Raw genomic sequence first — 24,808 nt, 5'->3', positions numbered from 1 at the left:
GCCCGGGCGGCGGTCGCCGCCGCGACCAGGGCGGCCGAGAGCGCGTTGGCCGCCTTCGCCATCGCCTGCGCCAAGCAGCGGGCCTCGGCCGCGGCGCTCCGCGGCGCCGCGCTGGCGGAGCGGCTGTTCGGCGCCGCCGGGCTGGCGCCCGACCTGCCGCTCGGGCCGCTGGTCCGCCGGCTGCGGTCCTGGCAGGCGGAATTCGGCGGCGAGGCGGCCTGGGCCGGCTGGATCGGGGCCGCCGCCCGGGCGGCCGGGCCGGAGGGGCTGTGGCCGTTGCTCACGGATGGAGGCAAGATGCCGGCCAGAGGAAGCACCCCCAAAGGAAACGCCCCATGACCGAGCCCACCAGCGAACTGCTGTTCGAGACCACCGGCGGCATCGCCACCATCACCCTGAATCGGCCGGACAGCGGCAACGCCTTCACCACCGAGATGCTGGGCCAGTGGGAACGCGCGCTGCGCGAATGCATCCTCGACGACGCCATCCGCGCCGTGGTGCTGACCGGCGCCGGGCGGATCTTCTGCTCGGGCGGCGACGTGAAGCGCATGGCCGCCAATACCGCCGGCGGGCAGCAGCCCTGGGACCGCGCCAAGTACCTGACCGACCACGTCCACCGCATCCCGCTGACGCTGATGGAGCTGGACAAGCCCTATATCGTCGCGGTCAACGGCGCCGCCACCGGCGCGGGCATGGACATGGCGCTGATGGGCGACCTGCGCTTCGCGGCCGAGAGCGCCCGCTTCGCCGAGACCTACATCAAGGTCGGCTTCGTCGCCGGCGACGGCGGCGCCTGGATGCTGCCGCGGCTGGTCGGCCGGCCGAAGGCGCTCGAGATGCTCTGGCTCGGCGACTTCGTCGGCGCGCCGGAGGCCGAGCGGATCGGCCTGGTGAACAAATGCGTCCCCGACGACCAGCTCATGGCGCATACCTATTCGGTGGCGGAACGCCTGGCCAATGGCCCGACGGTCGGCATCCGGCTGATGAAGCGGCTGGTGCAGCAGGGCGAGACCAGCAATTTCCGCGACGCGCTCTCGATGGCCGCGAGCTGCGCCGCGGTGGTCGGCGCGACCGAGGACCACCGCGAGGCCACCGCCGCCTTCGCCGAGAAGCGCAAGCCGCAGTTCAAGGGTCGCTGAAGGCATCTGGACAATCGACCGTCCAGGGTGCCCGATAGGCCCCAAGCCGCGTCCACCGGAAAGGAAACCGCCATGCTCGACAGCACCGAATACCGAATCCCCTCGATGCGCCACAAGGTCAGCCCGGCCGAGTGGCAGGCCCGCGTCGACCTCGCCGCCTGCTACCGGCTGGTGGCCCACTACGAGATGAACGACCTCATCGCCAACCACGTCTCGGTCCGGGTGCCCGGCGAGGATTCCTTCCTCATCAATGCCTACGGCATGCTCTACGAGGAGATCACCGCCTCCTCGCTCATCAAGATCGACTACGACGGCAACATCCTGCTGAAGCCGGAATTCCCGGGCCAGGACTACGGCGTGAACCGCGCCGGCTTCGTGATCCACTCGGCGATCCACAAGGCCAAGCACGAGATCGCCTGCGTCGCCCATACCCATACCTGGGCCGGCATGGCGGTCTCGACCCTGGAATGCGGCCTGCTGCCGAACACGCAAACCAGCATGCGCTTCGCCCATATCAGCTACCACGACTTCGGCGGCGTGGTGCTCGACCTCGAGATGCAGGACAAGCTGGTCGCCGACCTCGGCGACAACAACGCGATGATCCTGCGCAACCACGGCCTGCTCACCGTCGGCAACACCATCGCCGAGGCCTTCAACGCGCTGCACCGGCTGGAGCTGTCCTGCAAGACGCAGATCGCCGCCATGTCCTGCAACAGCCCGATGATCAAGGTGCCGGAGGAGGTGGTCGAGAAGACCTACCAGAACTACCAGCCGAAGACCCGCCGCCCCTTCGGCGTGCTCGACTGGCCGGCGCTGCTGCGCAAGCTGGACCGGATCGACCCCAGCTACCGCGATTGATGAAGCTCCTGCTGTCCGACGTCGCGGCGGTGCGGCACGGCGAGCGCATCCGCGCCGCCGTGCCCGCCGTGCAGCTCGTCCCCGTGCCGCCGGACGGGCCGCTGCCGGAGACCGCCGGCGCCGAGGTCGCCTTCGTCACCCGCGACCTCTTCGTCGGCGGCACCCGCTTCAACCTGACCGCCCGCTTCCGGCGCTTCCTCGACCTGCTGGCCGCCAGCCCCGACCTCCGCTGGGTGCAGACCTTCTCCGCCGGCACCGACATGGCGCCCTACCAGGCCATGCTCGCCCGCGGCCTGACCCTGACCAATTCCGCCGGCGCCAGCGCCGGTGCGGTGGCGACCACCGCCGTCACCGGCCTGCTGGCGCTGGCCCGCGGCCTGCCGCGCATCGCCGAGGCGCAGCGGCGCCGCGCCTGGGAGCCGCTCTATGCCGGCGCCGAGCCGCGCGACATCGACGGCCAGTCGGCGCTGATCCTCGGCACCGGCCCGATCGGTCAGGAGATCGCCCGGCTCTGCGGCGCCTTCGGGCTGCGCACCACCGGTATCCGCCGCGATGCCGCCGCCACCCCGCCGCCAGGCTTCGCCGCCACCGCACCCTTCGCCGCCCTGCCGGCGCTGCTGCCGCGGACCGACTGGCTGATTCTCGCCTGCCCGCTGACCGAGACGACGCGCGGCCTGATCGATGCCCGCGCCCTGGCCCTGCTGCCGCCCGGGCGCCATTTGGTGAACGTCGCCCGCGGCGGCATCGTGGTGGAGGACGACCTGCTCGCCGCGCTGCGCGCCGGCCATCTCGCCGGCGCCTTCCTCGATGTCTTCGCGCTGGAGCCGCTGCCGGCCGAGAGTCCCTTCTGGGATCTCCCCAACGTCATCGTCTCCCCGCACAGCGCGGCGGCGAGCGACGGGCTGCCGGAACGGGTCGCCGCCCAGTTCTGCGGCAACCTCGGCCGCTGGGCGCGCGGCGAACCGCTGCTGAACCTGGCCCGGTAGCCGGGGGTCTCAGCCGTCCGAGCGGATGTTGTTCGCCTTCACCACCTCGCCCCAGCGGGCATGGTCACGGGTCATCTGCGCGCCGAGCTCCTGTGCCGTGCCGCCGCCGGGCTCGTCGCCCTGGCTGGTGATCCGCTCGCGCACCGTCGCGTCGCGCAGCGCGGTGTTCAGCCCCTGGTTCAGCCGCTCGACGATGTCGGGCGCCAGGCCCGGCGGGCCGAACAGGCCGATCCAGGCGGTGAAGGTGAAATCGGCCAGCCCCATCTCGGCCGAGGTCGGCATGTCCGGGAAGGCCGGGATGCGCGCCGCCCCGGTGCCCATCAGGCCGCGGATCTGCCCGGCCCGGATGAAGGGCGCCATGACCGAGGCGCCGTCGAACATCGCGCTGAAGCGCCCGGCGATGAAGTCCTGCAGCGCCGGGCCGCTGCCCCGGTAGGGCACGTGCTCCAGCGGCGGGTTGCCCAGCCGGTTGCGCAGCAGCTCCATCGCCACATGCGTCAGGCTGCCGGCGCTGCCCGAGCCGTAGTCCGCGCCCTTCGGCTGGGCCCGCACCCAGGCGGCGAATTCCTGCGGCGTCCTGGCCGGCACCGAGGGGTGCAGGCCGAGCACCAGCGCCGACTGCAGCATCATCCCGACCGGCGTGAGCTTCAGCGGGTCGATGGTCATGCCGGCGAAGGTGTGCGGGTTGATGGTCAGCGGATTGGCATTGCCCGCCAGCAGCGTGGTCCCGTCCGGCCGCGCCCGCAGCACGGCGTCGGTGCCGAGGTTGCCGCCGGCGCCGCCGCGGTTCTCGATCACCACCGTCTGGCCCAGCGCCGCCGAGAGCCCCGGCTGCAGGATGCGGGCGGCGAAATCGGTCTGCCCGCCCGGCGGGAAGCCGACCACGAGGGTGATCGGCCGGTTGGCCAGCTGGCCCCGGGCGATGGAGGGGGCGGCGAGGCCGGCCCCGATCAGCCCGCCGATCGCCAGGCGGCGCGTGGCGCCCCGGCCCTGGTCATGCGTCATTCACTGCTCCTGCGGCTTGTCTCGCGCCTTCTACGCGGCGCGTGGCGGTTCGTTGCGCGGCGGTTCAGCCGGTCCGCGCCAGCACGGCCACGACCGCCCGCTGCCAGGCCTCCCAGGCCGCATCCGCGGCACCGCCGGCCCGCTCCGCCGCCAGGCTGGCCTGGTTGAGCCGGCGGCGTGCCTCCTCCCGCTCCGCGCCGGTGCGGTCCTCGGCCGCCGCCCGGGCGCGGCCGAGCGCCGCCTCGGCCGCGGCGTAGGAGCGGATGGCGCCGTGCGCCGCCTCCAGCAGCCGCCGCGCCTCCGCCATCCCGCCGACGATCCCGGCCAGGGTCTCGCGGCCCGGGGCCGCGGCCGGCAGGCCTTCCAGCACGCCGCGCAGGGTCTCGAGGCTGTCGGGCCCGCCGGGCAGGCGCCGCAGGTTCTGCTCGAGGTCGAGCTCGCGCCAGCGCAGCAGGATCGGGTCGCCCAGCCCGGCGTCGAACAGCGGCGCCTCCCGCCGGCCCTCGCGCTCGAAGCCGAAGCGCAGGGTCTGCGGGCCGCCCTCCAGCATCGCCTCGTGCCGCAGGCCGAAGTCGCCCTCGGCCGCGACCGCGAAGCGCGGCGTGGCGCCGGGCCGCCGCGGCAGGTCCACCACCAGCCGGCCCTTGCCGCCGCGCGGGTCGACCGCCAGCGCCACCTCCTCCTGCCGGAGGGTGCCGACCACCACCACGCCGCGGCGGAACTCGGCCTTCACCGGCCGCTCGCTGCTCGAGGATGCGGCGGAGAGCTGCACGTCGCGGTCGCGGGCGAAGGCCAGCAGGCGCTGGTCGCCGGGCGCCACCGCGCGGATCTCGGCATCGCCGAGGTAGGCCCCGGCCTCGGCGCCCTCGGCGCCGAAGACCGCCGCCAGCCCGTCGGGCAGGGTCCGGTCGCCGGCGTTGCGCAGCCGCACCGCGTTCAGCGGGTTGCGCGCGGCGAGATCCTGCACCCACCAGAGCCGCTCGGCCGGCAGCCTGGCATCGAGGAAGGGCAGGTTCGCCGTCTCGCCGCCGCGGATGGTGACCGGGCCGGGCAGGGTGAAGGCGACCCGCCCGGCCGCGCTGGCGGCGGTGGCCGCGGGCAGGTCCGCCAGCGGCTCGGCGGCGGGCGGCGCCGCCTCGGCCATCCGGAAGGCGCGCGGCGCCGGGGCCATGGCGGCGGCCATGGGCGCCGGCGGCGGTGGCGCGGGGCGGGCCCCGGCATCGGCCTCGACGCGAGGCTGATCGGCGGCGCGCACCGGCTGCCCCGGCCGGGTCACCCGGATCGGGGTATAGAGCGCCTGGCGATAGGCCGCCGGATTGCCGGAGACGAGGGAGAGCCGCACCCCCTCCCAATCCGTGCCGGAGCGGTTCTCGACCACCGCCCAGCCCTGCAGCCGGGCCTCGCCCTCGCCCGCGGGGATGACCAGCCGCCAGGACGGCTTCCACAGCGGCGCCCCGGTCACGGTGGCGAAGCCGACCTCGCGCGGCGCCGTCGCCCCGCCGAGGCGGATCTCGACCTGGCGTTCGTCGGCGGTGCGGGCGGCGGCCAGGGCCGCCGCCGCGCGGGCGATCCGCGCCGCCAGGGCGGCATCCGCGAGCTGCACCTGATCGCCTTCCCGCAGCAGCACCAGCCGGAGGCCCTGCGGGGTGATCAGCGAGACCCGCAGCCCGGCCTCGGCCTCCTCGGCATCGGCCAGCCGGCCGGCGGCGCCGCCGGCCTCGACCGGGTGGCCGCGCAGCGCCCGCAGCAGGGCCACGCGGTTCTCGAAATCGGCCGGGCGCAGCGGCAGGCCGCGGAAGGCCTCGGTCTCCAGGTCCTGGGCCGGCAGGCGCAGCCCTTCCACGGTGCCGCCGGCATCGCGCAGCACCAGCGTCTTCAGCACGTCGTCGATATCCTCGACCGGGGCGCGGAAGGTGATGCTGGCCTCCGGCGCCAGGGTGCCGCCGCGCTCGATCTGGACCAGCCCGGCATTCGAGAGGGTGACGGCGCGCACCGGCAATTCCTCCGCCGCAGCGGGGGCAAGGGCGGGCCAGGTGAGGCAGGTGGCAAGCAGCAGTGCGCGGCGCATGGCGGGTCTCCGGCCGGTGGGCGGCCCCGGTCTAGGCCCGCAAGCGCGCGGAATTATGGCTTGCCCGGCCGGGCCATCAGCAGCGTGGTGCCCAGCCCGGCCAGGGAGAAGCCGAGCCCCGCGGCGAAGACCGCGAAGTGGCTCTCCCCGGTCGCGGCGAAGACCGCGGCCAGGGCGAAGCCCACCACCGTCTGGGTCACCGCGAAGGCGGCGGTGCAGTGGATCCAGAGCCCCGCCGCCTGCGGCCCGGCGATCTCCCGCCCCACCGCCAGCGTCACCGCGCTCACCCCGACCGCGGCGAAGCCGGCGGCGGCGGCCATCGGCAGCACCAGCCCGGCCCAGGGCGGCAGCGCCAGCGCCAGCGCCGCCACCTGGATCAGCAGCCAGAGCCGCAGGGTCGCCCGGCCGCCCAGGCGGTCCACCGCCCGGCCGGAGAGGATGCCGCCCAGGATCCCCGCCAGGCCGAAGACCAGCCAGGTCGCCGCCCCGGTGCCGACGCCGAGACCCCGGCCGCGGGCCGCCAGATCCGCCAGGTAGACCATCGGCGGGACCATCCCGGCGCCGTGCAGCCCGTAGGTGAGGATCAGCAGCCGGGCCGGGCCGCGGATCGCCGCCGGCCGGGGCTCGGCCGCCGCGCCGGTCAGCACCATGCGCGGCCAGTGCGCATGCGCCAGCGCCCAGAGCAGCGCGACCAGCCCGGCCAGCCCCAGCCAGGTGGCCGACAGGCCCAGCGGCAGCAGCCCGGGCACGGCCATCGCCCCGGCGGCGATGCCGCCGCCGACCCCGGCGATGACGATGCCCCCCGCCGCCCCGCGCCGCCAGGGCGCCACGCTCGCCTGGGTGGCCGGCCCGGCCATGGCCATCAGGAAGCCGCCCGCCACCCCGGCCAGGGTCCGCCAGCCGAGGAACCACCAGAAGCCGCCGTTCCAGGCGCAGGCCGCCAGCGCCACCACCACCAGCCCCATGCCGAGGTCCAGCAGCCCGGGGACGCCCAGCCGCAGCGCCACCGGCCGCCCGGCCAGGGTGCCGATGAGGTAGCCGAGCAGCGCCGCGGCCCCGAGCGTCCCGGCCTGGCCGCCATCGACCCAGCCGGCGGTGACCATGGCGGGAAACAGCGGCACATAGGCGAAGCGGGCGAGGCCGTTGCCGGAGGCGGTGGCCGCCGCCCCGGCCAGGGCGGGCTTCAGGAAGGCCACCGGCCGGGGGGCGGGATGCGGCGGCGATGCCGCGGTCGGGTAAGGGGACACCCGGCCAGCCTAGGCGGGATTCCGCCGGCCGCGCCATCCATGCCGGCCCGCCGCGGCCCTCTGCGACCTACGCAACCTGTGCGCGGAACCCCGGCCCGGGCCCCCGCTTAGGACCGGCATGGACGATGACACCACGGAGCAGAGCCGCGCCCGCCTCCTGGCGCAGCAGACCGCGCTGGCGCGCTTCGGCGAGCTGGCGCTGCATTCGGATGATCTCGAGGAGATCCTGCACGATGCCTGCCGGCTGGTGGCCGAGGGGCTCGGGACCGATCTCGCCAAGGTGCTGGAGCGGCAGGACGGCAATATCCTCGTCGTCCGGGCCGGCGTCGGCTGGAAGCCCGGCGTGGTGGGGGAGGTGACCCTCAAGGGCAACGAGGGATCGTCCGAGGGCCATGCCCTGGCCACCGGCGACGCGGTGGTCTGCAACGACGTCGGGTGCGAGGACCGCTTCGCCATCCCGGCCTTCGTGCTCGAGCATGACGTGCGCTCCCTGGTCAACGTGGTGGTGCAGGGGGTGGACGGCCGGCCGCCCTACGGCGTGCTGGAGGTGGACAGCCGCGAGCAGCGGCAGTTCTCCGAGGATGACGTCAGCTTCCTGCGGACCTACGCCAACATGCTCTCCGCCGCGGTGGAGCGGCTGCGGGCCGACGAGGAGGTCCGCAACCGCGCCACGGACAACGAGCGCCTGCTGCGGGAATTGCAGCACCGGGTGAAGAACAACCTGCAGGTCATCGTCGGCCTAGTGCAGCTGCAGCTGCGCCGGGCCAGCCAGTCCGAGACGCGGGAGGCGCTGCGCGCGGTCAGCCAGCGGGTGGACGCGCTGCGGCTGCTGCACGACAAGCTCTACGTCAGCGGCGAGGTCGACCGGGTGGACCTCGGCGCCTACCTGGCCGAGGTCGCCGGCACCCTGCTGCGCTTCCACGAGGAGGACCGCACCCGCGTCCGGCTGGTGCTGGAGATCAAGGACGTCACCGTCTCGCCGGAGCAGGCGGCGCCGCTTGGCCTGATGGTGAACGAGTTCATCACCAACAGCCTGAAATACGCCTTCGACGGCAATCCGGCGGACGGCGGCATCCAGGGCACCATCGGCCTGCGGCTCGAGCCCGGCCGCGGCGGTGCGGCGCGGATAACCCTGTGGGACGACGGCAAGGGCCTGCCGCTGGAACGCTCGGGCGGCACCGGGATGCGCATGATCGACGGGCTGGCGCGCCAGCTGGCCACCCGCACCGAATGGAGCACGGGCATCGGCCGCGGCGCCCGGCTGAGCGTGCTGGTGCGCCCGGCCAAGCGCGAGCCGTCCTGACCCTCCTCCGCGGGGCGCCCGCTCAGGCGCTCCGGGACAGGGATGCGGCCTGGCCGACCGCCGGCAGCAGGGCCGCGGCCAGGCCGGCGACCTCGCCGATCACCACCAGCGCCGGGGTCGGCAGGCCGGCGCGGCGGGCCTCCAGCGTGCATTGGCCGAGGGTGGTCCGCAGCACCGCCTGACCCGGCAGCGAGGCCTGGGCCACCACCGCGACCGGCGTCGCCGGCGACCGGCCGGCAGCCAGCAGCCGGAGCGCGATCTCGTCCAGCTTCGAGGCGGCCATGAAGGCGGCGATGGTGCCGCCGCCCCGGCCGAGCGCCTGCCAGTCGATGCTCTCCGGCAGACTGCCGGTCTCGTCGTGGCCGGTGACGAAGGTGACGGTGCTGGCCAGGCCGCGATGGGTCAGCGGGATGCCGGCCGCCGCGGGGGCGGCGGTGCCGGCGCTGACGCCCGGGACCACCCGCCAGGGAATGCCGGCGGCGGCGAGCGCCTGCGCCTCCTCGCCGCCGCGGCCGAACAGGAAGGGATCGCCGCCCTTCAGCCGCACGACCCGCAGCCCGGCCCGGGCGCCGGCGATCAGCCGGGCGTTGATCTTCGGCTGCGGCAGCGGCGCCAGGCCCTTGCGCTTGCCGACCGGGACGATGGTCGCGCCGGGCCCGACCAGGCGCAGCATCGCCCGGCCCGGCAGCGCGTCGTGCAGCACCAGATCGGCCCGGGCGAGGGCCGAGGCGGCGCGCCGCGTCAGCAGCCCCGGGTCGCCCGGCCCGGCGCCGACCAGCCAGACCTCGCCCGGCGCGGGGGCATCGGCGGTCGCCAGGGCGGAGGCATAATCCACGTTCATGATAAGTATTTTCCGGAATGCGGATGGGGACGTGCTGGATGGTAATATGCCCTTGTTGGCGCGTGGTTCGATAGTTAAATACCGACCAGTCACCGTGCAACGCCAAGGAGGCCCCACGCGATGAGCAGCAAGGCGAAGTCCCGCCCGGCCACCTCTCCGGTGGTCTTCAGCGGCAATGGCCTGCGCGACGGCCGCGTCGCCTGGATGGGCACCGAGGGCCGCTGGGAGCCGCGGCTGGGCGCCGTCACCCCCTTCGCCCCCGAGGCGGCCGCCGAGGGCCTCGCCCTGGCCCAGCAGGGGGAGCGGCAGCAGCGCGTCGTCGGCGTCTATGCGGTCGAGCTCGGGGCCGACGGACTGCCGCTGAAATTCCGCGAGCGGCTGCGCCTCGGCGGCCCCAGCATCGACGCCGAGGCGGCCTGAGCATGAACGCGACCGTCATCCCGCCCTTCGCCCGCACCTATCGCTACGACGCGATCGACCGCGAATTCCTGGCCGAGCGCATCGCCGAGTTCCGCGGCCAGGTCGCCCGCCGCCTGGCCGGCGACCTTACCGAGGATGAGTTCAAGCCGCTGCGGCTGATGAACGGCCTCTACCTCCAGCTGCATGCCTACATGCTGCGCGTCGCCATCCCCTATGGCGTGCTGAACGCCCCGCAGCTGCGCCAGCTGGCGATGATCGCCCGGCGCTGGGACCGCGGCTTCGGCCATTTCACCACGCGCCAGAACATCCAGTTCAACTGGACGAAGCTGGAGGACGTGCCGGAGATGCTGGAGGCGTTGGCCGAGGTGGACATGCACGCCATCCAGACCAGCGGCAATTGCATCCGCAACGTCACCACCGACGAATACGCCGGCGCCTCCCCGGACGAGGTGGTGGACCCCCGCGTCTATGCCGAGATCCTGCGGCAGTGGTCGACCTTGCACCCGGAGTTCACCTGGCTGCCGCGCAAGTTCAAATTCGCCATCACCGGCAGCCCGAGCGACCGCGTCGCCTCGCTCGTGCACGACATCGGCGTGGCGGCGAAGCGCAACGCAGAGGGCGAGGTCGGCTTCGAGATCCATGTCGGCGGCGGCCTCGGCCGCACCCCGCTGATCGGCCGCAGGCTCTACGACTTCGTGCCGGAGGCGGAGTTCCTCGGCCGCATGGAGGCGATCCTCCGCGTCTACAACGCGCTCGGCGAACGCGACAACATCTATAAGGCGCGCATCAAGATCCTGGTGCGCGACCTGGGCGAGGAGTTCCGCGCCCTGGTCGACGCGGAATACGACCGGATGCCGCAGCAGGCCTACCGGCTGGACCCGGAGATCGTCGCCGCCATCGCCGCGCATTTCGCCCCGCCGCCCTTCGCCCGGCTGGAGGACCGCCCGCTGCCGCAGGACCCGGCTTTCGCCGCCTGGGCCCGGGCCAGCGTGCGGCCGCACAAGCAGCCCGGCTATGCCTCCGTCACCATCTCCCTGAAGCCGATCGGCGGCATCCCCGGCGATGCCAGCGCCAGCCAGATGGAAGCGGTGGCCGACCTCGCGGAGCGCCATTCCTTCGGCGAGATCCGGGTCAGCCACGTGCAGAACCTGGTGCTGCCGCATGTCCGCCAGGAGGACCTGCACGCGCTGTGGCAGGGCCTGGCCGCGCATGGGCTGGCGACGCCGAACATCGGGCTGATCAGCGACATCATCGCCTGCCCGGGGATGGACTACTGCGCGCTGGCGACCGCCCGCAGCATCCCGGTCGCCCAGCGCATCTCCGAGCGCTTCGCCGACCTCGACCGGCAGCACGACATCGGCGAGTGCTTCATCAACATCTCCGGCTGCATCAACGCCTGCGGCCATCACCACGTGGCGCATATCGGCATCCTCGGCGTCGATAAGCGCGGCGAGGAGGTCTATCAGGTGACGCTCGGCGGCTCCGCCACCAACGACGCCGCCATCGGCGAGCTGATCGGCCCGGCCTTCGGCTACGACGACATCGTCGATGCCATCGAGACCATCATCCGGACCCATATCGCGCATCGGGCGCCGGGCGAGCGCTTCGTCGACACCTACCGCCGCATCGGCGCCGCGCCCTTCAAGGAGGCCCTCTATGCCGTTGCTTGAGGATGGCCGGCTGCGCCCCGACCCCTGGGCCAGCGTCGACGATGACGTGCCGCTGCCCGATGGGCCGGTGATCCTCGGCCTGGAGCAGCTGCGGCGGGAGGCGCCGGCGCTGGCCCGGCGCAACGCGCCGATCGGGCTCGCCCTGCCGCCGGAGACCGCGCCGGCCGAGGTCGCGCCGCTGCTGGGCCTGCTGTCGCTGGTCGCGCTGCGGCTGCCGAAGGCGAAGGATGGCCGCGCCTTCACCCAGGCGCGGGCCTTGCGCGAATACCACGGCTTCACCGGCGAGATCCGTGCCACCGGCCATGTCATCCCCGACCACTACGCCATGCTGCTGCGCTGCGGCGTCTCCACCGTGGAGGTGCCCGAGGGCGCCGACCCGGCGGTCTGGGACGCCTGCCGCCGCGTCGTCGACATCGGCTACCAGGCCGCCCTCTCCGCCGATGCGCCGCTGTCCCTGCTGCGCCGCCGCCTGAGGGTCGCGTGATGCGCCGCCGCACCGCCCTGCTGCTGGCCACCTCGGCCTTGGCCCATCCTGCCCGCGCCCAGGCGCCCTGGCCGGCCGAGCGCAGCATCCGCATCATCGTGCCGGTCGCCGCCGGCGGCAGCCAGGACATCGTCGCCCGGCTGCTGGCGCGGCACCTGACCGAGGCGCTGGGCCAGGCCGTGGTGGTGGAGAACCAGCCCGGCGCCGGCAGCAACATCGGCTACGAGGCGGCGTCGCGGGCGAGGCCCGACGGCTATACCCTGCTCGCCGGCTCCGACAGCCTGTCGATCAACCGGACGCTGTTCCCCGGCCTCGGCTTCGACCCGGTCGAGGGCTTCGCCCCGGTGGCCCGCGCGGTGCGGGTGCCGCAGATTCTGGTGGTGCGGGCCGACAGCGGCGCGCGGCGGCTGGACGACATCCTCGCCGCCGCGCGGCGGGGCCCCTTCGCGGTGGGCACGCCGGGCAACGGCAGCCTGGCGCATCTGCTGGGCGAGCAGATCCAGGCCGCGGCCGAGGTGCGCTGGACTCATGTGCCCTACCGCGGCGGCGCGCTGGCGGTGAACGACCTGCTCGGCGGCACGCTGCAGGGCGTGCTGATCAACATCGGCGCGGTGACCGAGCATGTCCGCGCCGGGCGGCTGCGCGGCATCTTCGTCTCCTCCGCGGCGCGCGCGCAGGGCCTGCCGGAGGTGCCGACCCTGGCCGAGGCCGGCATGACCGGCGCGGAGGCGGTGGGCTGGCACGGCATCGTCGCGCCGCGCGGCACCGACCCGGCGATCGTCGCCCGGCTGAACGCCGCCATCGCCCAGGTGCAGGCCAGGCCGGAGGTGGCCGAACGGCTCGCCGCCCTGGGGCTGGAGCCGGTGCACGAGACGCCCGAGGCGCTGGCGGCGCTGATCCGCGCCGATGCCGACCGCTGGGCCGGGACCATCCGCCGCGCCCGGATCGAGCCGGACTAGCAGGCCTCAGGGCCCGGTCTCGCGGAAGGACAGCGACATCATGGCCACCGCCGGCTCGAAGCAGGGCCGCATGCCCCGGGGGAATTCGATCCAGAGCGTGCCGATCACCGCCGCCCCGGCGGTCAGCAGGCTGCGCCGGTAGAAGATGCGGCCGGCCATGTAGCCCGAGAGCACGAACCAGTTCTCCCGGCTCTGCTGGTAGGTGATGACCCCGCCGCTGTTCTCGGTGACGTCGCGCCGCGCCTCGGCGAAGAGATCCGGCAGGCTCTGGCGCAGCCCGTTGCGGAAGGCGGTCACCACCGCCGTCGCCTGGCCGTCGGCGGTGGCGAAGCGGGTGGTGTCGCCGCTGGCGGGAATGCTGTCGGGGTCGAGCCGGAAGCTCGACGGATAGGTCATGCCAAGGCCGAAGCGGGGATTCCGCCAAGCCATCGGATGCGCCCGCTCCACCGGGCCGCAGGCCGGGTCGCGCTCGGCCACCGGCAGCAGCAGCCCGGCGAGCAGGGGACGCCGGCCGAGCATCGCCGGAGCGGGGTCAGGCTTCAGCCACCGGTCTCCGGCGGTCCGGGCGGCAGGCGGTCGCGCCGCTGTCCCTGGGTTTCCGTCGCCTCGGTCATGGCTGCGTCTCCCTGCCGGTTCGGACGGTGCCGCTGCCGGCCTGCGGTCCGGGCCGGAACGCGGAAACGCCGGCCGGGGTCGCCGGCCGGCGTCGTGTCGCCGCGGCTGCCGGGTCCGACCCGGCGCGAAGGCTAGCGCTTGGCGATGAAGCCGACCACCGCGGCGGTCACCGCGGCGCCCAGCAAGCCCTTCTTCACCGACCGGCTGCGCAGCAGGGGCGCCAGCATCATGGCCCGCGAGGCGGTGTCGCCGACTTGGCGAAGCGCATCGTCGCGCACCCGCTGGGCCTCGACCTGGATCGGGTCCTCGGCATGCCGCGCGGCCAGCCAGCCCAGCAGCCCGGCCACCACCAGGTCCACCGCGGCGATGATCAGCGCGGCGCCGGCGCCGCCCTGGTCGCGGGCCAGCCAGATCAGCGCCGCCACGTGCAGCATGATCAGCAGCATCAGTCCGAAGACCGCGGCCCCGGCCCCGAGCGCCGCCTGGATGGCGACGCCGCGGCCGGTCCGCTTCCACCGTAGCGTCTCGGCCTGCGCCGCGAGGCGCAGCAGGCTGATCAGCCGCATGGCGGCTTAGCGCCGGTCGCGCGGATAGACGTAGGTATTGCCGCCCATCAGCCGGCCGATCAGGTAGCCGCCGAGCGCGGCAATGCCGACCGCGATCAGCGGCCGCTCCTTAACCGTGTCGGACAGCGCATCGGCGCGCTCCTCGACCGCGTCGCGGGCGCGGACGGCATAGCCCTGCACCTGGTCGGCGGCCTCGGCCAGGGCCGGGGTGACGCGCTCCTGCATCAGGCGCTCGACCTGGGCACGGAGCTTCGCCAGCTCCTCGCTGGCATCCGTCGTCACCCGGTCGGTGGAAGCCGCGGCCTGGTCCTTCAGCTTGCGGGCGTCGTTGGAAAGGTCGTTGGCTGCGCTCATCGTATCGCTCCTGAGGCGGTGGAATCTCGGCCCTGGAACGCCGCCTGCCGGCCGAAGGTTCCGCCTTCCGTTGACAGCCGCATGACAGGCGACGATGCCTGCGCGGCCCAGGAGAATCGATGGACACACCCCTGATTGAATTCGAGGCGGTGGCCAAGACCAAAGCCGGCCTCGCCGGGATCGGCTTCGCGCTGGCGCGCGGCGAGACCCTGGCCCTGCTCGGCCCGGCGGGGGCCGGCAAGACCATGCTGCTGCGCCTGCTGGCGGGGCAGGAGCGCCCGGACCGCGGGCGGCTGCTGCTGGCCGGCCGCGACCTCGCGCCGCTGTCGCCGCCGCGCCGCGGCATCGCCGTCTTCGAGCCCGGACTGCCCGCCCGCTCGACCGTGCAGGAGGCGGTGTCGCAGCCCCTGGCCAGCTACGACGTGCCGGGGCGGGACCGCCCGGCCCGGGTCGCCCGCGCCCTGACCCTGCTCGGCCTCGACGGCTTCGAGGGCCGGCCGCTGGCGGCGCTGGCGCCGCTGCCGCGGCTGCGGGTGGCGCTCGCCCGCGCCCTGGCGCCGGAGCAGCCGGTGCTGCTGCTGGACGACCCGCTGGCCGGGCTCGACCCGCCGGCCCGGCGGGCGCTCGGCTTCGAGCTGCGCCGGCTGGTCCGCCGGCTCGGCCTGACGGTGCTGCTGGCGACCCGGGACGGCGAGGAGGCGATGGCGCTGGCCGACCGCGTCGCCGTGCTGGAGGAGGGCGGCATCGCCCAGCTCGACACCCCGCGCCGGCTCTACGAGGAGCCCGCCACCGCCTTCGTCGCCAGCCTGGCCGGGGAGAACAACCGGCTGCCCGGCACCGTGGAATGGCGGGAGGAGGAGGAATGCGGCGTCCGCCTCGCCTGCGGGCCGCTGGTCGAGGCGCGGGTCGCCGATGCCGGGGGGCCGGGCAGCCGCTGCATCGTCACCATCCGGCCGGAGAAGGTCGCGGTCGCCGCCCTGCCGGCCGAGGAGATGGGGGAGGGGGCGCTGCCGGCGGCGCTGCGCGACCTGATCTTCCTCGGCGACCACGTGCGGCTGCTGCTGGAGCTGGGCGAAGGCGGGATGCTGGTGGCGAAGCGCCCGGTGGGCAGCCGGGTGCCGGTGCCGGGCGGGCCGGCCTCGGTCGCCTGGGACCCCTATGCCGCCTTCGCCTTCCGGGCGCTGCGCTAGCGCCGGGCCGGGCGGACGGGGTCGTTGACCGCCGCGCCGCGCCGCCCGAGGCTGCCGAGGTTCTTGGTTCGCGGCCGGCACGCACCATGTGCAGTCCGCAACGACGGGGAGACCGCCTGCATGTCCATGATGCTCGACCGCCGCAAGCTCCTGCTGGGCAGCGCCGCCCTGGCCGGGCTCGCCGCCCTGCCGCGGGCCTTCGCCCAGCCGGCATCCCCTCCGGCGGGCCCCTTCACCCTGCCGCCGCTGCCCTACGCGGCCAATGCCAACGAGCCGCATATCGACGCGCAGACCATGGAGATCCATCACGGCCGGCACCACGCCGCCTATGTGAACAACCTCAACGCCGTGGCGAAGGACCATGGCCAGATCGCCAGCCTGCCGCTGGAGCAGATCCTGGCCAAGCTGTCCGAGATGCCCGAGGCGGTGCGTACCGCCATCCGCAACAACGGCGGCGGCCATGCCAACCACACGATGTTCTGGCAGGTGATGGGCGGCAAGGGCGGCGCCCCCGGCGGCGAGCTGGCCTCGGCCATCACCCGCGACCTCGGCGGCTTCGACAAGCTGAAGGCCGACTTCAACGGCGCCGGGGCGCGCGTCTTCGGCTCGGGCTGGGTCTTCGTCACGGTGGATGCCGCGGGCAAGCTGGCGCTGGTCAGCAAGCCGAACCAGGACACCCCGCTGATGGACGGCGCCCGGGTGCTGTTCGGCAACGACGTCTGGGAGCATGCCTACTACCTGAAGTACCAGAACCGCCGGCCGGACTACCTCGCCGCCTGGTGGAACGTGGTCAACTGGGACAAGGTCGCCGCCCGCTTCGCCGCGGCCAAGTCCGGGCTGCTGGCGATCTGACGCCGGCCGGCGTCAGGGAAGCGCCTCCAGCACGCCCTCGAAGGTGATGCAGACGGGGTTCCGGCCGGGCAGCAGCACGCCCTCGTGCACCCGGCCGGCCATGTCGGCGAGGGCGACGGCGACCCGGGCGCCGTCCGGCCCGATGCGCCCCTCCGTCACCAGCAGCTCCGTGGCGTAGTCCGGCACGGAGCGCCCATCCGCGAAGCGGGCGCCGACCAGGCTGCCCAGGCTGCCGCGCAGGATGGCGCGGGCGAAGCCGTGCTGGCGGCACAGCGCGGCGAGGGCGTCGCACAGATCCTCGTTCGGCCGGATCCGCAGGGCGACGACGCGGATCTGGCCAGCGCCGGGAGGCGCCGCCACCGGACCGAACAGCGGGAAATTGGTCTCGGCATCGGCGGCGACGGCGAAGCCGAGGCCCTCGAGCCCCCAGGCGCGGGCGGCGACCGGCGCCGCGATCCGGGTCTCCTCCGGCAGCACATGGCCGCCGCGCCGGCCGGCGGCCTCCTGCCAGCTGGCATGGGCATGCAGCCAGGGCTCGCCCGCCCGCTCGCCGAAGGTGACGCAGCCCCGTTCCAGCCGGGCCCCGCCGGCGGGCAGCTGCGCCGCGCTGTACCAGGCGGCATGGCTGGCATCCGGTGACGGCGCCGGCATCACGTAGGCGAAGGGGCCGAAGCCGCCGCCGGCCAGCTCCAGCACCGCGCTGGCGAAGCCCGCCGCCCGCAGCGGCCGCGCCACCGCCTCGAGCAGGGTGAGCCCCGGCTCCAGGGTGAAGGCCAGCGGCCGGGCGGTGCCCGGCAGGCCGACCGTCCGCGGCTGCAGCGCGGGGCCGGGCTGGCGCAGCATCAGGCCGGGTCCAGCGGCAGGATGCCGCGGGCCGCCATCTCCTCGCGCACCAGCTTCTTGGTGATCTTGCCGTAGCCCGAGCGCGGCAGCGCCTCCCAGAAGACCACCCGCCGCGGCAGCTTGTAGCGGGCGACGCGGGCGGCGAGCCAGGCGAGCATCTCGGCCTCACCCGGCGCCTCGCCCCGCGGCACCAGGACCGCCACGCCGGCCTCGCCCCATTGCCGGTCGGGCACGCCGACCACGGCGACCTCGGCGATGGCGGGGTGCTGCAGGATCACCTCCTCCACCTCCCGCGGATACACGTTGGAGCCGCCCGAGATGTACATGTCGGAGGCCCGGCCGGTGATGAAGAGGAAGCCCTCGGCATCCATGTGGCCGAGGTCGCCGGTGCGGAACCAGCCGTGGCGGAAGGCCTTTGCGTTCGCTTCCGGGTTGTCGTGGTAGCCGGCGAAGACGGCGGGGCCGGAGACGCAGATCTCGCCCTGGGTGCCGGGCGGCAGCTCCTCCCCGGCCTCGTCCTGGATCTGGATCTCCATGCCGGTCCGGGCGAAGCCGCAGCTGCCGGGGCGGGCGGCCGGCCCATCCTCCAGCGTGTGCAGCGCGGCCGGCAGGACGGTGATGTTGCCGGTGACCTCGCCGAGGCCGAAATACTGCACGATCACCTTGCCCAGCCGGGCCAGCGCCCGCTTCTGGTCCTCCCGGTACATCGGCGCCCCCGCATAGATCACGTGCCGCAGCGAGGAATGGTCGACCTGCGCCGCCGCCGGATGCTCGACCAGCATGGTCAGGATGGTCGGCACGGTGAACATGTTGCTGACGCGATGCGCCTCCACCAGCCGCCAGGCCTCGGCCACGTCGAAGCGCTCGCCCGGCAGCAGCACCGAGCGGGCGCCGCGCGCCACCTGGGCGAGGAAGTGGATCCCCGCCCCGTGCGACAGCGGCGCCACCACCAGGGAGGCATCCGCCTCGGTCGTGCCCGGCATCAGGTCGCAGAGGTGGTTGGTGACGACGAAGCCCATCTGGCCATGCGTCAGCACCGCCGCCTTGGGCCGGCCGGTGGTGCCGGAGGTGAAGAAGAACCAGCAGGGGTCGTCGCGCTCGACCGTCGCGGTGGGGCAGGGCAGGCCGGCCCCGGCGGCGATCAGGCCGGCGTGGGTCGTGGTGCCAAAACCCGCCTCGCCCAGGCTGGCCAGGAAGATCCCGGGCAGCGCCGCCGCCACCGCCGCGGCATGGTCGGGGAAGACCGACTGGCAGAGGAAGGCGCGGGCGCCGGAGGCCCGGGCCAGCCAGGCCACCTCCTCCGGCACCAGCCGGAAGTTGGTCGGCACCCAGACGGCGCCGAGCCGGAAGGCGGCGAACATGGTCTCGATGATCTCGTTGCCGTTCCGCGCATGGACCAGGATGCGGTCGCCCTTGCCGAGGCCCTGGGCCGCCAGCGCCGCGGCGAGGGCGGTGACCCGCGTCTCCAGCGCCTGCCAGGACCATTGCCGCTCGCCCCAGACCAGGGCCGGGTGGTCGGGGAAGCGCCGGGCCGCCTGGGTCAGGAAATGGGCGAGGTTCATCACCCGGCGGGATACCGGCAGGCTCCCCACGGACGTGGTTGCAGGCTGGGTCATCGGGTCTCCTCCCGTATTGCCGGGCAGCCTAGCGCCGCCGCGCGCCGGGTGACACGCCATGGCGCGGGAACCCGGCCCGGGGGGTGGGCGATTGGCTTCGCAGCCCCCCGAAAACCCGAGGTCCCCATGCCGCATCTTCGGCTCAAGCCGTTGTCCCAGCAGACCATTGTCATCACCGGCGCCAGTTCCGGCATCGGCCTCGCCACCGCCCGGCTGGCCAGCGAGGCCGGCGCCCGCGTCTTCCTCATCGCCCGCAACGAGGCGGCGCTGAAGACCATCGTCGAGGAGCTGCGCGGCCGCGGCGGCCAGGCCGACTATGCCGTGGCCGACGTCGGCGACCAGGCGGCGCTGGAACAGGCTGCCGCCCAGGCGAAGGCGGTCTTCGGCAGCTTCGATTCCTGGGTCAACGACGCCGGCGTCTCGGTCTACGGCGAGCTGGAGCAGACCTCGATCGAGGACCAGCGGAAGCTGTTCGACACCAATTACTGGGGCGTGGTCCATGGCAGCCTGATCGCCGCCCGCGCGCTGCGCAGCCGCGGCGGCGCCATCATCAACCTCGGCAGCGTCCTGTCGGACCGGGCCATCCTGCTGCAGGGCACCTATTCCGCGACCAAGCATGCGGTGAAGGCCTTCACCGACACGCTGCGGATGGAGCTGGAATCCTCCGGCGCCCCGGTCAGCGTGACGCTGATCAAGCCCTCCGGCATCGAGACCGCCTTCCAGGAACATGCCCGCAACCTGACGGATTCGCCGGGCACCCGCGTGCCGCCGCCGGCCTACGACCCGCGGCTGGTGGCGCGCGCCATCCTGCATGCCTGCGCCCATCGCAAGCGGGACATCGTCATCGGCTTCGGCGGCCATGTCATCGCCCTGCTCGGGGCGATCGCCCCGCGCGGCACCGACCTGCTGATGCAGGCGATCGGCCGCAGCGCCCAGACCACCGGCAAGGCGCCGAAGCCCAGCCGGGCCGACAACCTGGCGCGGCCGCGCGAGGACGGCACCGAGCAGAGCCTGACGCAGCCGGTCTCCCCGGTGCGGAAGACCAGCCTCTTCCTCGAGGCGCAGCTGCATCCGGTCGCCACCGCCGCGGCGGTGGCCGGGCTGGGGGCGCTGGTGCTGGGCAGCCTGGCGGCGCGCCGGCTGGGCCAGGGGCGGATCCGCCTGACCGGGCCGCTGCACCTCGACCCGCGGCCGGCGCTCCGCCGCCGCTTCGGCTGATCAGGCCTGCAGCAGGGCGTCCGGGTAGCGCCGGCCGCCCTGCCGCGACAGCTCCAGCCGGAAGCCGCCCGGCAGGGCCAGGCGCTCCGGCACGGGCGGGGCATCCGCCCCGGCGTCCCAGCCCGCGCTGAGGACCCGCCCCTCCATCCCGGCCGGCGGCAGGCCGAGCAGGTGCAGCAGCGTCGGCGCCAGGTCGGCGAGGTCGCAGGCGCCCCGGGCCACGGCGGCGCGGCGGAAGGGCCCGCCCTCGGCGACCAGCAGCGTCGCCAGCTCGCGCCGGTGCAGCCCGCCGTGCATGCCGCCGCCCTCCGGCACGTCCGGCGCATCGAAGGGGGCATGGCCCGGCAGGCCATGCTGGTCCGGGCCTTCGGCGCCGGCGAAGCAGAGCACGAGGTCGGCGCTGCGGGGATGCGCGGCATCCAGCGCGGCCAGCCCCGGCGCGCCGGGCAGCAGCGCAGGGTCGCGCGCCAGCAGCGGCCCCGCCCAGGGCCGGGTGGCGAGGAAGGCGGCCAGTGGCCGGGCCAGCGCGGCCTCCCGCAGCCAGAGGCCCGGCGCGGCGGCCGGGGCCACCACCACCTCCACCCCCGGGGCCAGCCCGGCGGCGGCGGCGAAGCCGCCGCGGCGCAGCTCGGCCGCCAGGTCGAGCTTCAGGCTGCCGCTGACATGGCCATGGTCCGACAGCACGAACAGGGCGATCCCGGCGCGGTCCGGCTGGGCATCGCGCCAGTCCTGCACCGCGCCCACGGCGCGATCTGCCGCCGCCAGCGCCAGCCGCGTCTCCGGCGCATCGAGGCCGCGGTAGTGGAAGCTGATGTCCGGCTCCGGGCACCAGAGCAGGGCGACGTCGGGCCGCAGCTCCGGCAGCACCACCCGGGTCAGCGCCTGCACCGCGTGCTCGAGCCGGGGGATGTTGGGGATGGCGGCCGGCGGCGCCGGCCCCAGGCGCTCCGCGAGCAGCCGGGCCGCGTCGCCCTCGGTATCGGCCGCGTTCCAGCGGAAGCCGCCCAGCGCCTCCGCCCGGGGATGCGCCAGGAAGGTCTGGCCGGGCGAGCCGGCCGAGACCACCGCCAGGCTTCGCCCGGCTGTCGCCAGGATCTCGCCGAGGCCGGGCCGCTGCAGCGGCGAGGCGGCGCCCGCCGCCAGCAGCCGCAGGTCGGCCACGCTGCCGGTCCTGATCAGCCGGTCGGGGGCGGCCCGGGCATCGAAGATGGTATTGGCGGTCAGCCCATGCGCCGCCGGGCGGCAGCCGGTGACCAGCGAGGCGGTGGCAACCCGGGTCTCGCTGGGGAAGACGCTGCGGGCATGGGCGAAGCGGGTGCCGGCGGCGGCGAGCGCGGCCAGCCGCGGCATCCGCTCCGGCGTCACGAGGTCGGGGCGGAGCCCGTCGAGCAGGATGAGGATGGCGCGCATGGCGCCATCCTAGGGCTTCAGAAGACGCCGAACAGTTTCATTCCGAAGACCATGAGCAGCAGCCCGACGCCGAAGACGATGACGATCACGTCGCCGAGGCCCATTCGCCAATTCCCGCTGGGCACCCAGCGCGGCGCATAGGCATAGGCGGGGTCGGCGGATTTGCGACGTTCCGCCTGCTCGCGGAAGCCTTGGGCTTCCGCGCGGCTGCGGGCATCTCCGAGGTCGTCGGGCATGCGAGCCTCCCTGGTGGCGCCACCACGGTGCGCCTGCGGGCTCCTAGAAGAACAGCCCCTTCTTCAGCAGCCCGTGCACGCCCTTCTCGCCGTTCACCGTCTGGGTCACGTGGAAGTCCACCGCGAGGCTGCAGAGCTGGTAGGCATCGGCGGCGGTGACGTTGGCGCGGCCGACGATGAAGGCGATCATCTCGCGCAGCGCGGTCTTCATCGCCACGTCGAGGTCCTCGTGCATGCCCATGCTGATGTAGTGCGTCGGCGTCTCGGCGCGGGGGTATTTCAGGATCGGGTCGCGGGCCCCGCCGCCCTTCTCGAGGCCGAGGCGGAAGTGGCCGGTCAGGCAGATCTCGAGTGCGTTGATGCAGACCTCGCCGTCGCCCTGCACGCCATGGCCGTCACCGGCGGAGAATTGCGCGCCGGGGACGAAGACCGGCAGGAACAGCGTGGCGCCGGCGCAGAGCTCCTTGTTGTCGAGGTTGCCGCCATGGGCGCGCGGCTCCTTGGTGGAGATGGTGCCCCATTCCTCCGGCCCGGCGACGCCCATGACCCCGAAGAAGGGCGAGAGCGGGAGGGTGATGCCGGGGCCGACCGGCACCTGGCAGGTCATCGCCTCGCGGTCGACCGGGATGTGCAGCACCCGCTTGTAGGGGAAGTCCTCCGGCAGGGTGCCCAGCAGCGGGCGGAAGCCGCAGAAACCCCAGTCGCAGCCGAGGTCGATGCGCTCGATGTCGACGCGCAGGCAGTCGCCCGGCTCGGCGCCCTTCACCGCGACCGGGCCGGTGAGGATATGCGGCCCGAAGCGCGGCGGGTTGGCGGCGTGGATGGCCGCCAGCCGCGGCGGGATCGCCAGGCCGCTGTCCTTGCCCGGCATCACGTCGGCCGCGCCCGAGACGCATTCGAGGATCACGAGGTCGCCGGGGTCGACGGTCCTGACCGGGGCGAAATTCGCGTCGAACCCGCCCCAGCGGATGTTCTCGAGCGTCGGCTCGATGTGGTGCGTCGCGGCCAAGCTGGCGTCCTCCCTCAGGCTGCGGCCATGGTGCCGCAGCCCCGCCACGAGGCAAAGCCCGTGCCGGTCACCCCGGCAGGGTGCCCGGCTCCAGCCGCGCCGGCTCGTGCATCGGGCAGCCGTTGTGCTTGCCGCGGAACTCGGCCGACATGGCGTAGGCGGGCTTCCGCGCCCGCATGATGCCGCCGACCGGCCGGTGCGCCGCGAGGCCGTGCCAGGGGCTGAAGGCCATGCCGTCGTCGACCGCCCGCGACCGTGCCTCGGACCAGGCCGGCTGCGGCGGCACGGCGATCCGCGCCACCGCGACATAGGGGCTGCGGTCCTCGGGCCAGGCGACCGAGGCATCCTCGATCGGCATGGCCGTGACATCGGTGCAGAGCTGCACCCGCAGCTCCCATTCCCCGCCATGGGTGGCGAAGTAGTCCACCAGCGCGTCGCGCAGGCCGTTGGGCTTGCCGCTGACCGAGACCTTCTTCCCCACCAGCGCGACCAGCCCGGCCGAGACCGGCGCCACCGAGAGCTTGGCGATGTAGGGGCCGTGCAGCAGCGGCACCTGGGTATAGAAGGTCTCGCCCAGCACATGGGTCAGCGGCTGGCCGCCCATGGTGGTCAGCAGCGGGCTTTTCCCGCCGAAGGTCTCGACCACCGCCTCGGCCCCGCGCAGCACGGCCGAGAGGGCCTTCTTCAGGCCCTGGGCCTTGTCCGTGGTCCTGGCCAGCAGCTTGAGGTTGCCGAGGAAGGCCTTGGGATCGGGCGCGGCGAAGGCCGGGGCATTGGCCATGACGAAGTCCTGCGTCGCCGCCCCCTCGGCGCCTGGCAGCCGCTCGCCCTCGACGCCGATCAGCTTCAGGCCGAGGCCGCGCGGGGCGGAGACGCCGTCGTCCAGCAGGTCGCCCGGCGTGGTCGAGAAGCGCAGCACCACGGGATAGCTGGCGACCCTGGCGAAGACCCCCTGGGCGAGTTCCGGCGGCAGGTTGTCGAGCACGGTCAGCTCGCCCTGCAGCAGCCCGTGGCTTTTCGCATGGACGCTGCGCAGCGCATGGCCGCCGTCCTCGAGGGTGGTCTCGCTGATGCCGCGCAGGGTCTCGATCAGCGCGGCGATGGTCTCGGTCTCGTCGGGGCCCCGGGCTTCGAGGCCGGGCTGGTAGATCACGGGTGCGGGCATGGGCGAGCCTTCCGGGCTGAGGAATCGTCCCGCCGAAACGCGCCGCCCGGATCCGGTGGCGGCTACCGCACAGGGTCGTGAACCAGCAGTCCCGGCTTCGCTCCGGGCCGCACCGCCGCCCGCAGCCGCTTCTGGTCGGCGGGGCAGGCGCGGGACAGCCGCTCGTATTCGGCCGGGCTGTCGATCTCGCGGTGCGCGCTGTCCCGGGCGGCCCGCATGCCCGCCAGCGCCGGCTCTATCGCTTGGCGCAGCCCCTGCTGCAGGCTGGCCATGGCCTCGTCCAGCGTCGCGCCGCGCCCCTCGGCCCGGGCGCCCCAGCGCTCCGCCGCGGCCTTCGCCTGGGCCGCCGCCTGGCGCAGGCTGCGCCGGTTGACCGCCACGTGGCGCCGCTCATGGGCCGAGACCTCGCGCCAGAGGCAGCTGCCCTTCGGGATCTCCCGCGCCACGCGGACCACGTGCTCGGTCTGGGCCAGCTCCAGCGAGACCGTCGCCGGCCTGGCGCAGACCCCCCCCTCGGTGCTGCGGTAGCGGGTCTCGATCTCGCTCTGCCACTCGACGCGGGAGGTGGTGAGGCCGAGGTGGTGCAGGGTCGCGCTGCGCGGCAGGCCGGTCTCGCGGTGCAGCCCGTCGATGGTCAGCGCATGGCTGAAGACCGGCTCGGGATCGGTGACCGTCAGCCGCAGCTGCGGCGGGTCGGGCGGGCAGGGCGGCGTCTCCGCCAGGGCCGGCGCGGCCGCCACCAGCAGCAGCGCGA

The 24,808-nt window shown here is 74.3% G+C and carries 26 protein-coding genes; 12 read left to right on the top strand and 14 right to left on the bottom strand.

Translation table 11 applies throughout. The annotated features are described in order from the left end of the window. The 4 genes from QWZ14_RS23030 to QWZ14_RS23015 all read left to right on the top strand — a co-directional run. Positions 1-339: hypothetical protein (locus tag QWZ14_RS23030; protein WP_456307266.1), on the top strand; the 339-nt coding region annotated here is incomplete at its 5' end. Continuing rightward, positions 336-1,139 carry an enoyl-CoA hydratase/isomerase family protein gene (locus QWZ14_RS23025; RefSeq protein WP_290319283.1) on the top strand — a complete coding sequence of 268 codons (804 nt, stop codon included), beginning with the start codon at positions 336-338 and terminating at the stop codon, positions 1,137-1,139. The genes QWZ14_RS23030 and QWZ14_RS23025, both read left to right, overlap by 4 nt. A 72-nt stretch (positions 1,140-1,211) precedes the next feature. Next, complete coding sequence (locus QWZ14_RS23020) at positions 1,212-1,997, top strand: class II aldolase/adducin family protein (protein WP_290319282.1); 786 nt, start codon at positions 1,212-1,214, stop codon at positions 1,995-1,997. Beyond that, positions 1,997-2,983: a D-2-hydroxyacid dehydrogenase gene (locus QWZ14_RS23015; protein ID WP_290319281.1), complete on the top strand. Its 987-nt coding sequence runs from the start codon at positions 1,997-1,999 to the stop codon at positions 2,981-2,983. Before QWZ14_RS23020 ends, QWZ14_RS23015 begins: the two co-directional genes overlap by 1 nt. 9 nt (positions 2,984-2,992) lie before the next feature. On the opposite strand, the gene QWZ14_RS23010 is transcribed toward QWZ14_RS23015, so the two are convergent. The 3 genes from QWZ14_RS23010 to QWZ14_RS23000 all read right to left on the bottom strand — a co-directional run bounded on the left by QWZ14_RS23010 (position 2,993) and on the right by QWZ14_RS23000 (position 7,303). Then, positions 2,993-3,988, bottom strand: a complete 996-nt coding sequence (locus QWZ14_RS23010) for a Bug family tripartite tricarboxylate transporter substrate binding protein (protein WP_290319280.1) — start codon at positions 3,986-3,988, stop codon at positions 2,993-2,995. Between the two features lie 64 nt (positions 3,989-4,052). Further along, complete coding sequence (locus tag QWZ14_RS23005; protein WP_290319279.1) at positions 4,053-6,056, bottom strand: DUF4139 domain-containing protein; 2,004 nt, start codon at positions 6,054-6,056, stop codon at positions 4,053-4,055. A gap of 53 nt (positions 6,057-6,109) precedes the next feature. Further along, positions 6,110-7,303: a YbfB/YjiJ family MFS transporter gene (locus QWZ14_RS23000; protein WP_290319278.1), complete on the bottom strand. Its 1,194-nt coding sequence runs from the start codon at positions 7,301-7,303 to the stop codon at positions 6,110-6,112. A gap of 118 nt (positions 7,304-7,421) precedes the next feature. On the opposite strand from QWZ14_RS23000, the gene QWZ14_RS22995 reads away from it, so the two are divergent. Continuing rightward, the gene (locus QWZ14_RS22995) at positions 7,422-8,606 is read left to right on the top strand and encodes a sensor histidine kinase (protein WP_290319277.1); all 1,185 of its coding nucleotides are present in this window, start codon (positions 7,422-7,424) and stop codon (positions 8,604-8,606) included. Positions 8,607-8,628: 22 nt separating this feature from the next. Here the strand turns inward: QWZ14_RS22995 and cobA are convergent, their stop codons facing one another. Beyond that, positions 8,629-9,447, bottom strand: coding sequence for a uroporphyrinogen-III C-methyltransferase (cobA, locus tag QWZ14_RS22990; protein ID WP_290319276.1), 819 nt, complete (start codon positions 9,445-9,447; stop codon positions 8,629-8,631). Between the two features lie 120 nt (positions 9,448-9,567). On the opposite strand from cobA, the gene QWZ14_RS32035 reads away from it, so the two are divergent. Genes QWZ14_RS32035 through QWZ14_RS22975 form a run of 4 tightly spaced genes read left to right on the top strand, consistent with a single transcriptional unit; the run spans position 9,568 to position 12,980 of the window. Beyond that, complete coding sequence (locus tag QWZ14_RS32035) at positions 9,568-9,867, top strand: DUF2849 domain-containing protein (RefSeq protein WP_353959333.1); 300 nt, start codon at positions 9,568-9,570, stop codon at positions 9,865-9,867. A gap of 2 nt (positions 9,868-9,869) precedes the next feature. Then, positions 9,870-11,537 (top strand): nitrite/sulfite reductase, encoded by a 1,668-nt coding sequence (locus QWZ14_RS22985; RefSeq protein ID WP_353959332.1) that lies wholly within the window; start codon positions 9,870-9,872, stop codon positions 11,535-11,537. Beyond that, positions 11,524-12,021, top strand: a complete 498-nt coding sequence (locus QWZ14_RS22980; protein WP_290319275.1) for a DUF934 domain-containing protein — start codon at positions 11,524-11,526, stop codon at positions 12,019-12,021. The genes QWZ14_RS22985 and QWZ14_RS22980 overlap by 14 nt, the downstream gene beginning before the upstream one ends. Further along, positions 12,021-12,980, top strand: coding sequence for a Bug family tripartite tricarboxylate transporter substrate binding protein (locus QWZ14_RS22975; RefSeq protein ID WP_290319274.1), 960 nt, complete (start codon positions 12,021-12,023; stop codon positions 12,978-12,980). The genes QWZ14_RS22980 and QWZ14_RS22975 overlap by 1 nt, the downstream gene beginning before the upstream one ends. Positions 12,981-12,986: 6 nt before the next feature. Here the strand turns inward: QWZ14_RS22975 and QWZ14_RS22970 are convergent, their stop codons facing one another. From QWZ14_RS22970 to QWZ14_RS22960, 3 genes are all read right to left on the bottom strand, one after another. After that, positions 12,987-13,499 (bottom strand): hypothetical protein, encoded by a 513-nt coding sequence (locus QWZ14_RS22970; RefSeq protein WP_290319273.1) that lies wholly within the window; start codon positions 13,497-13,499, stop codon positions 12,987-12,989. 227 nt (positions 13,500-13,726) lie between these two features. Then, complete coding sequence (locus tag QWZ14_RS22965; RefSeq protein ID WP_290319272.1) at positions 13,727-14,161, bottom strand: phage holin family protein; 435 nt, start codon at positions 14,159-14,161, stop codon at positions 13,727-13,729. Positions 14,162-14,167: 6 nt separating this feature from the next. Continuing rightward, positions 14,168-14,515 carry a DUF883 family protein gene (locus QWZ14_RS22960; protein WP_290319271.1) on the bottom strand — a complete coding sequence of 116 codons (348 nt, stop codon included), beginning with the start codon at positions 14,513-14,515 and terminating at the stop codon, positions 14,168-14,170. A gap of 119 nt (positions 14,516-14,634) precedes the next feature. Between QWZ14_RS22960 and QWZ14_RS22955 the strand changes: the two genes are divergently transcribed. Both QWZ14_RS22955 and QWZ14_RS22950 read left to right on the top strand, forming a co-directional pair. Continuing rightward, complete coding sequence (locus QWZ14_RS22955) at positions 14,635-15,705, top strand: ABC transporter ATP-binding protein (RefSeq protein WP_290319270.1); 1,071 nt, start codon at positions 14,635-14,637, stop codon at positions 15,703-15,705. 120 nt (positions 15,706-15,825) lie between these two features. After that, positions 15,826-16,557 carry a superoxide dismutase gene (locus QWZ14_RS22950; protein WP_290319269.1) on the top strand — a complete coding sequence of 244 codons (732 nt, stop codon included), beginning with the start codon at positions 15,826-15,828 and terminating at the stop codon, positions 16,555-16,557. A gap of 12 nt (positions 16,558-16,569) precedes the next feature. On the opposite strand, the gene QWZ14_RS22945 is transcribed toward QWZ14_RS22950, so the two are convergent. Next, positions 16,570-17,400 (bottom strand): PCC domain-containing protein, encoded by an 831-nt coding sequence (locus tag QWZ14_RS22945; RefSeq protein WP_290319268.1) that lies wholly within the window; start codon positions 17,398-17,400, stop codon positions 16,570-16,572. Further along, positions 17,400-19,016 carry an acyl-CoA synthetase gene (locus QWZ14_RS22940; RefSeq protein WP_290319267.1) on the bottom strand — a complete coding sequence of 539 codons (1,617 nt, stop codon included), beginning with the start codon at positions 19,014-19,016 and terminating at the stop codon, positions 17,400-17,402. Before QWZ14_RS22940 ends, QWZ14_RS22945 begins: the two co-directional genes overlap by 1 nt. Positions 19,017-19,142: 126 nt before the next feature. Between QWZ14_RS22940 and QWZ14_RS22935 the strand changes: the two genes are divergently transcribed. Then, the gene (locus tag QWZ14_RS22935) at positions 19,143-20,234 is read left to right on the top strand and encodes an SDR family oxidoreductase (RefSeq protein WP_290319266.1); all 1,092 of its coding nucleotides are present in this window, start codon (positions 19,143-19,145) and stop codon (positions 20,232-20,234) included. Here QWZ14_RS22935 and QWZ14_RS22930 read toward each other — a convergent pair whose 3' ends face one another. The 5 genes from QWZ14_RS22930 to QWZ14_RS22910 all read right to left on the bottom strand — a co-directional run bounded on the left by QWZ14_RS22930 (position 20,235) and on the right by QWZ14_RS22910 (position 24,794). Beyond that, positions 20,235-21,644, bottom strand: coding sequence for an alkaline phosphatase family protein (locus QWZ14_RS22930; protein WP_290319265.1), 1,410 nt, complete (start codon positions 21,642-21,644; stop codon positions 20,235-20,237). 17 nt (positions 21,645-21,661) lie between these two features. Continuing rightward, positions 21,662-21,880 (bottom strand): hypothetical protein, encoded by a 219-nt coding sequence (locus QWZ14_RS22925; protein WP_290319264.1) that lies wholly within the window; start codon positions 21,878-21,880, stop codon positions 21,662-21,664. Between the two features lie 43 nt (positions 21,881-21,923). Next, on the bottom strand, positions 21,924-22,889 hold the full coding sequence (locus tag QWZ14_RS22920; protein ID WP_290319263.1) for an acetamidase/formamidase family protein: 966 nt from the start codon (positions 22,887-22,889) through the stop codon (positions 21,924-21,926). A 67-nt stretch (positions 22,890-22,956) separates the two neighbouring features. Next, positions 22,957-24,054 carry a catalase family protein gene (locus QWZ14_RS22915; RefSeq protein ID WP_290319262.1) on the bottom strand — a complete coding sequence of 366 codons (1,098 nt, stop codon included), beginning with the start codon at positions 24,052-24,054 and terminating at the stop codon, positions 22,957-22,959. 62 nt (positions 24,055-24,116) lie between these two features. Further along, entirely contained in the window at positions 24,117-24,794 is a 678-nt protein-coding gene (locus QWZ14_RS22910) for a hypothetical protein (RefSeq protein WP_290319260.1), read from the bottom strand. Positions 24,795-24,808: the final 14 nt, after the last annotated feature.

The sequence above is a fragment of the Paeniroseomonas aquatica genome, assembly GCF_030409335.1.
Taxonomy (GTDB): domain Bacteria; phylum Pseudomonadota; class Alphaproteobacteria; order Acetobacterales; family Acetobacteraceae; genus Belnapia; species Belnapia aquatica.
This window is presented reverse-complemented; position numbering and strand designations above follow the sequence as displayed.

Bases quoted from the DNA above. Each gene is read 5' to 3' on its own strand.
- QWZ14_RS23025 (WP_290319283.1), top strand. From the start codon at position 336: ATGACCGAGCCCACCAGCGAACTGCTGTTCGAGACCACCGGCGGCATC.
- QWZ14_RS22950 (WP_290319269.1), top strand. From the start codon at position 15,826: ATGTCCATGATGCTCGACCGCCGCAAGCTCCTGCTGGGCAGCGCCGCC.
- cobA (WP_290319276.1), bottom strand. From the start codon at position 9,447: ATGAACGTGGATTATGCCTCCGCCCTGGCGACCGCCGATGCCCCCGCG.
- QWZ14_RS32035 (WP_353959333.1), top strand. From the start codon at position 9,568: ATGAGCAGCAAGGCGAAGTCCCGCCCGGCCACCTCTCCGGTGGTCTTC.
- QWZ14_RS23020 (WP_290319282.1), top strand. From the start codon at position 1,212: ATGCTCGACAGCACCGAATACCGAATCCCCTCGATGCGCCACAAGGTC.
- QWZ14_RS22980 (WP_290319275.1), top strand. From the start codon at position 11,524: ATGCCGTTGCTTGAGGATGGCCGGCTGCGCCCCGACCCCTGGGCCAGC.
- QWZ14_RS22955 (WP_290319270.1), top strand. From the start codon at position 14,635: ATGGACACACCCCTGATTGAATTCGAGGCGGTGGCCAAGACCAAAGCC.
- QWZ14_RS22965 (WP_290319272.1), bottom strand. From the start codon at position 14,161: ATGCGGCTGATCAGCCTGCTGCGCCTCGCGGCGCAGGCCGAGACGCTA.
- QWZ14_RS23010 (WP_290319280.1), bottom strand. From the start codon at position 3,988: ATGACGCATGACCAGGGCCGGGGCGCCACGCGCCGCCTGGCGATCGGC.
- QWZ14_RS22935 (WP_290319266.1), top strand. From the start codon at position 19,143: ATGCCGCATCTTCGGCTCAAGCCGTTGTCCCAGCAGACCATTGTCATC.
- QWZ14_RS22970 (WP_290319273.1), bottom strand. From the start codon at position 13,499: ATGCTCGGCCGGCGTCCCCTGCTCGCCGGGCTGCTGCTGCCGGTGGCC.
- QWZ14_RS22925 (WP_290319264.1), bottom strand. From the start codon at position 21,880: ATGCCCGACGACCTCGGAGATGCCCGCAGCCGCGCGGAAGCCCAAGGC.
- QWZ14_RS22975 (WP_290319274.1), top strand. From the start codon at position 12,021: ATGCGCCGCCGCACCGCCCTGCTGCTGGCCACCTCGGCCTTGGCCCAT.
- QWZ14_RS22960 (WP_290319271.1), bottom strand. From the start codon at position 14,515: ATGAGCGCAGCCAACGACCTTTCCAACGACGCCCGCAAGCTGAAGGAC.
- QWZ14_RS23015 (WP_290319281.1), top strand. From the start codon at position 1,997: ATGAAGCTCCTGCTGTCCGACGTCGCGGCGGTGCGGCACGGCGAGCGC.
- QWZ14_RS22945 (WP_290319268.1), bottom strand. From the start codon at position 17,400: ATGCTGCGCCAGCCCGGCCCCGCGCTGCAGCCGCGGACGGTCGGCCTG.
- QWZ14_RS22930 (WP_290319265.1), bottom strand. From the start codon at position 21,644: ATGCGCGCCATCCTCATCCTGCTCGACGGGCTCCGCCCCGACCTCGTG.
- QWZ14_RS22985 (WP_353959332.1), top strand. From the start codon at position 9,870: ATGAACGCGACCGTCATCCCGCCCTTCGCCCGCACCTATCGCTACGAC.
- QWZ14_RS23005 (WP_290319279.1), bottom strand. From the start codon at position 6,056: ATGCGCCGCGCACTGCTGCTTGCCACCTGCCTCACCTGGCCCGCCCTT.
- QWZ14_RS22940 (WP_290319267.1), bottom strand. From the start codon at position 19,016: ATGACCCAGCCTGCAACCACGTCCGTGGGGAGCCTGCCGGTATCCCGC.
- QWZ14_RS22995 (WP_290319277.1), top strand. From the start codon at position 7,422: ATGGACGATGACACCACGGAGCAGAGCCGCGCCCGCCTCCTGGCGCAG.
- QWZ14_RS22915 (WP_290319262.1), bottom strand. From the start codon at position 24,054: ATGCCCGCACCCGTGATCTACCAGCCCGGCCTCGAAGCCCGGGGCCCC.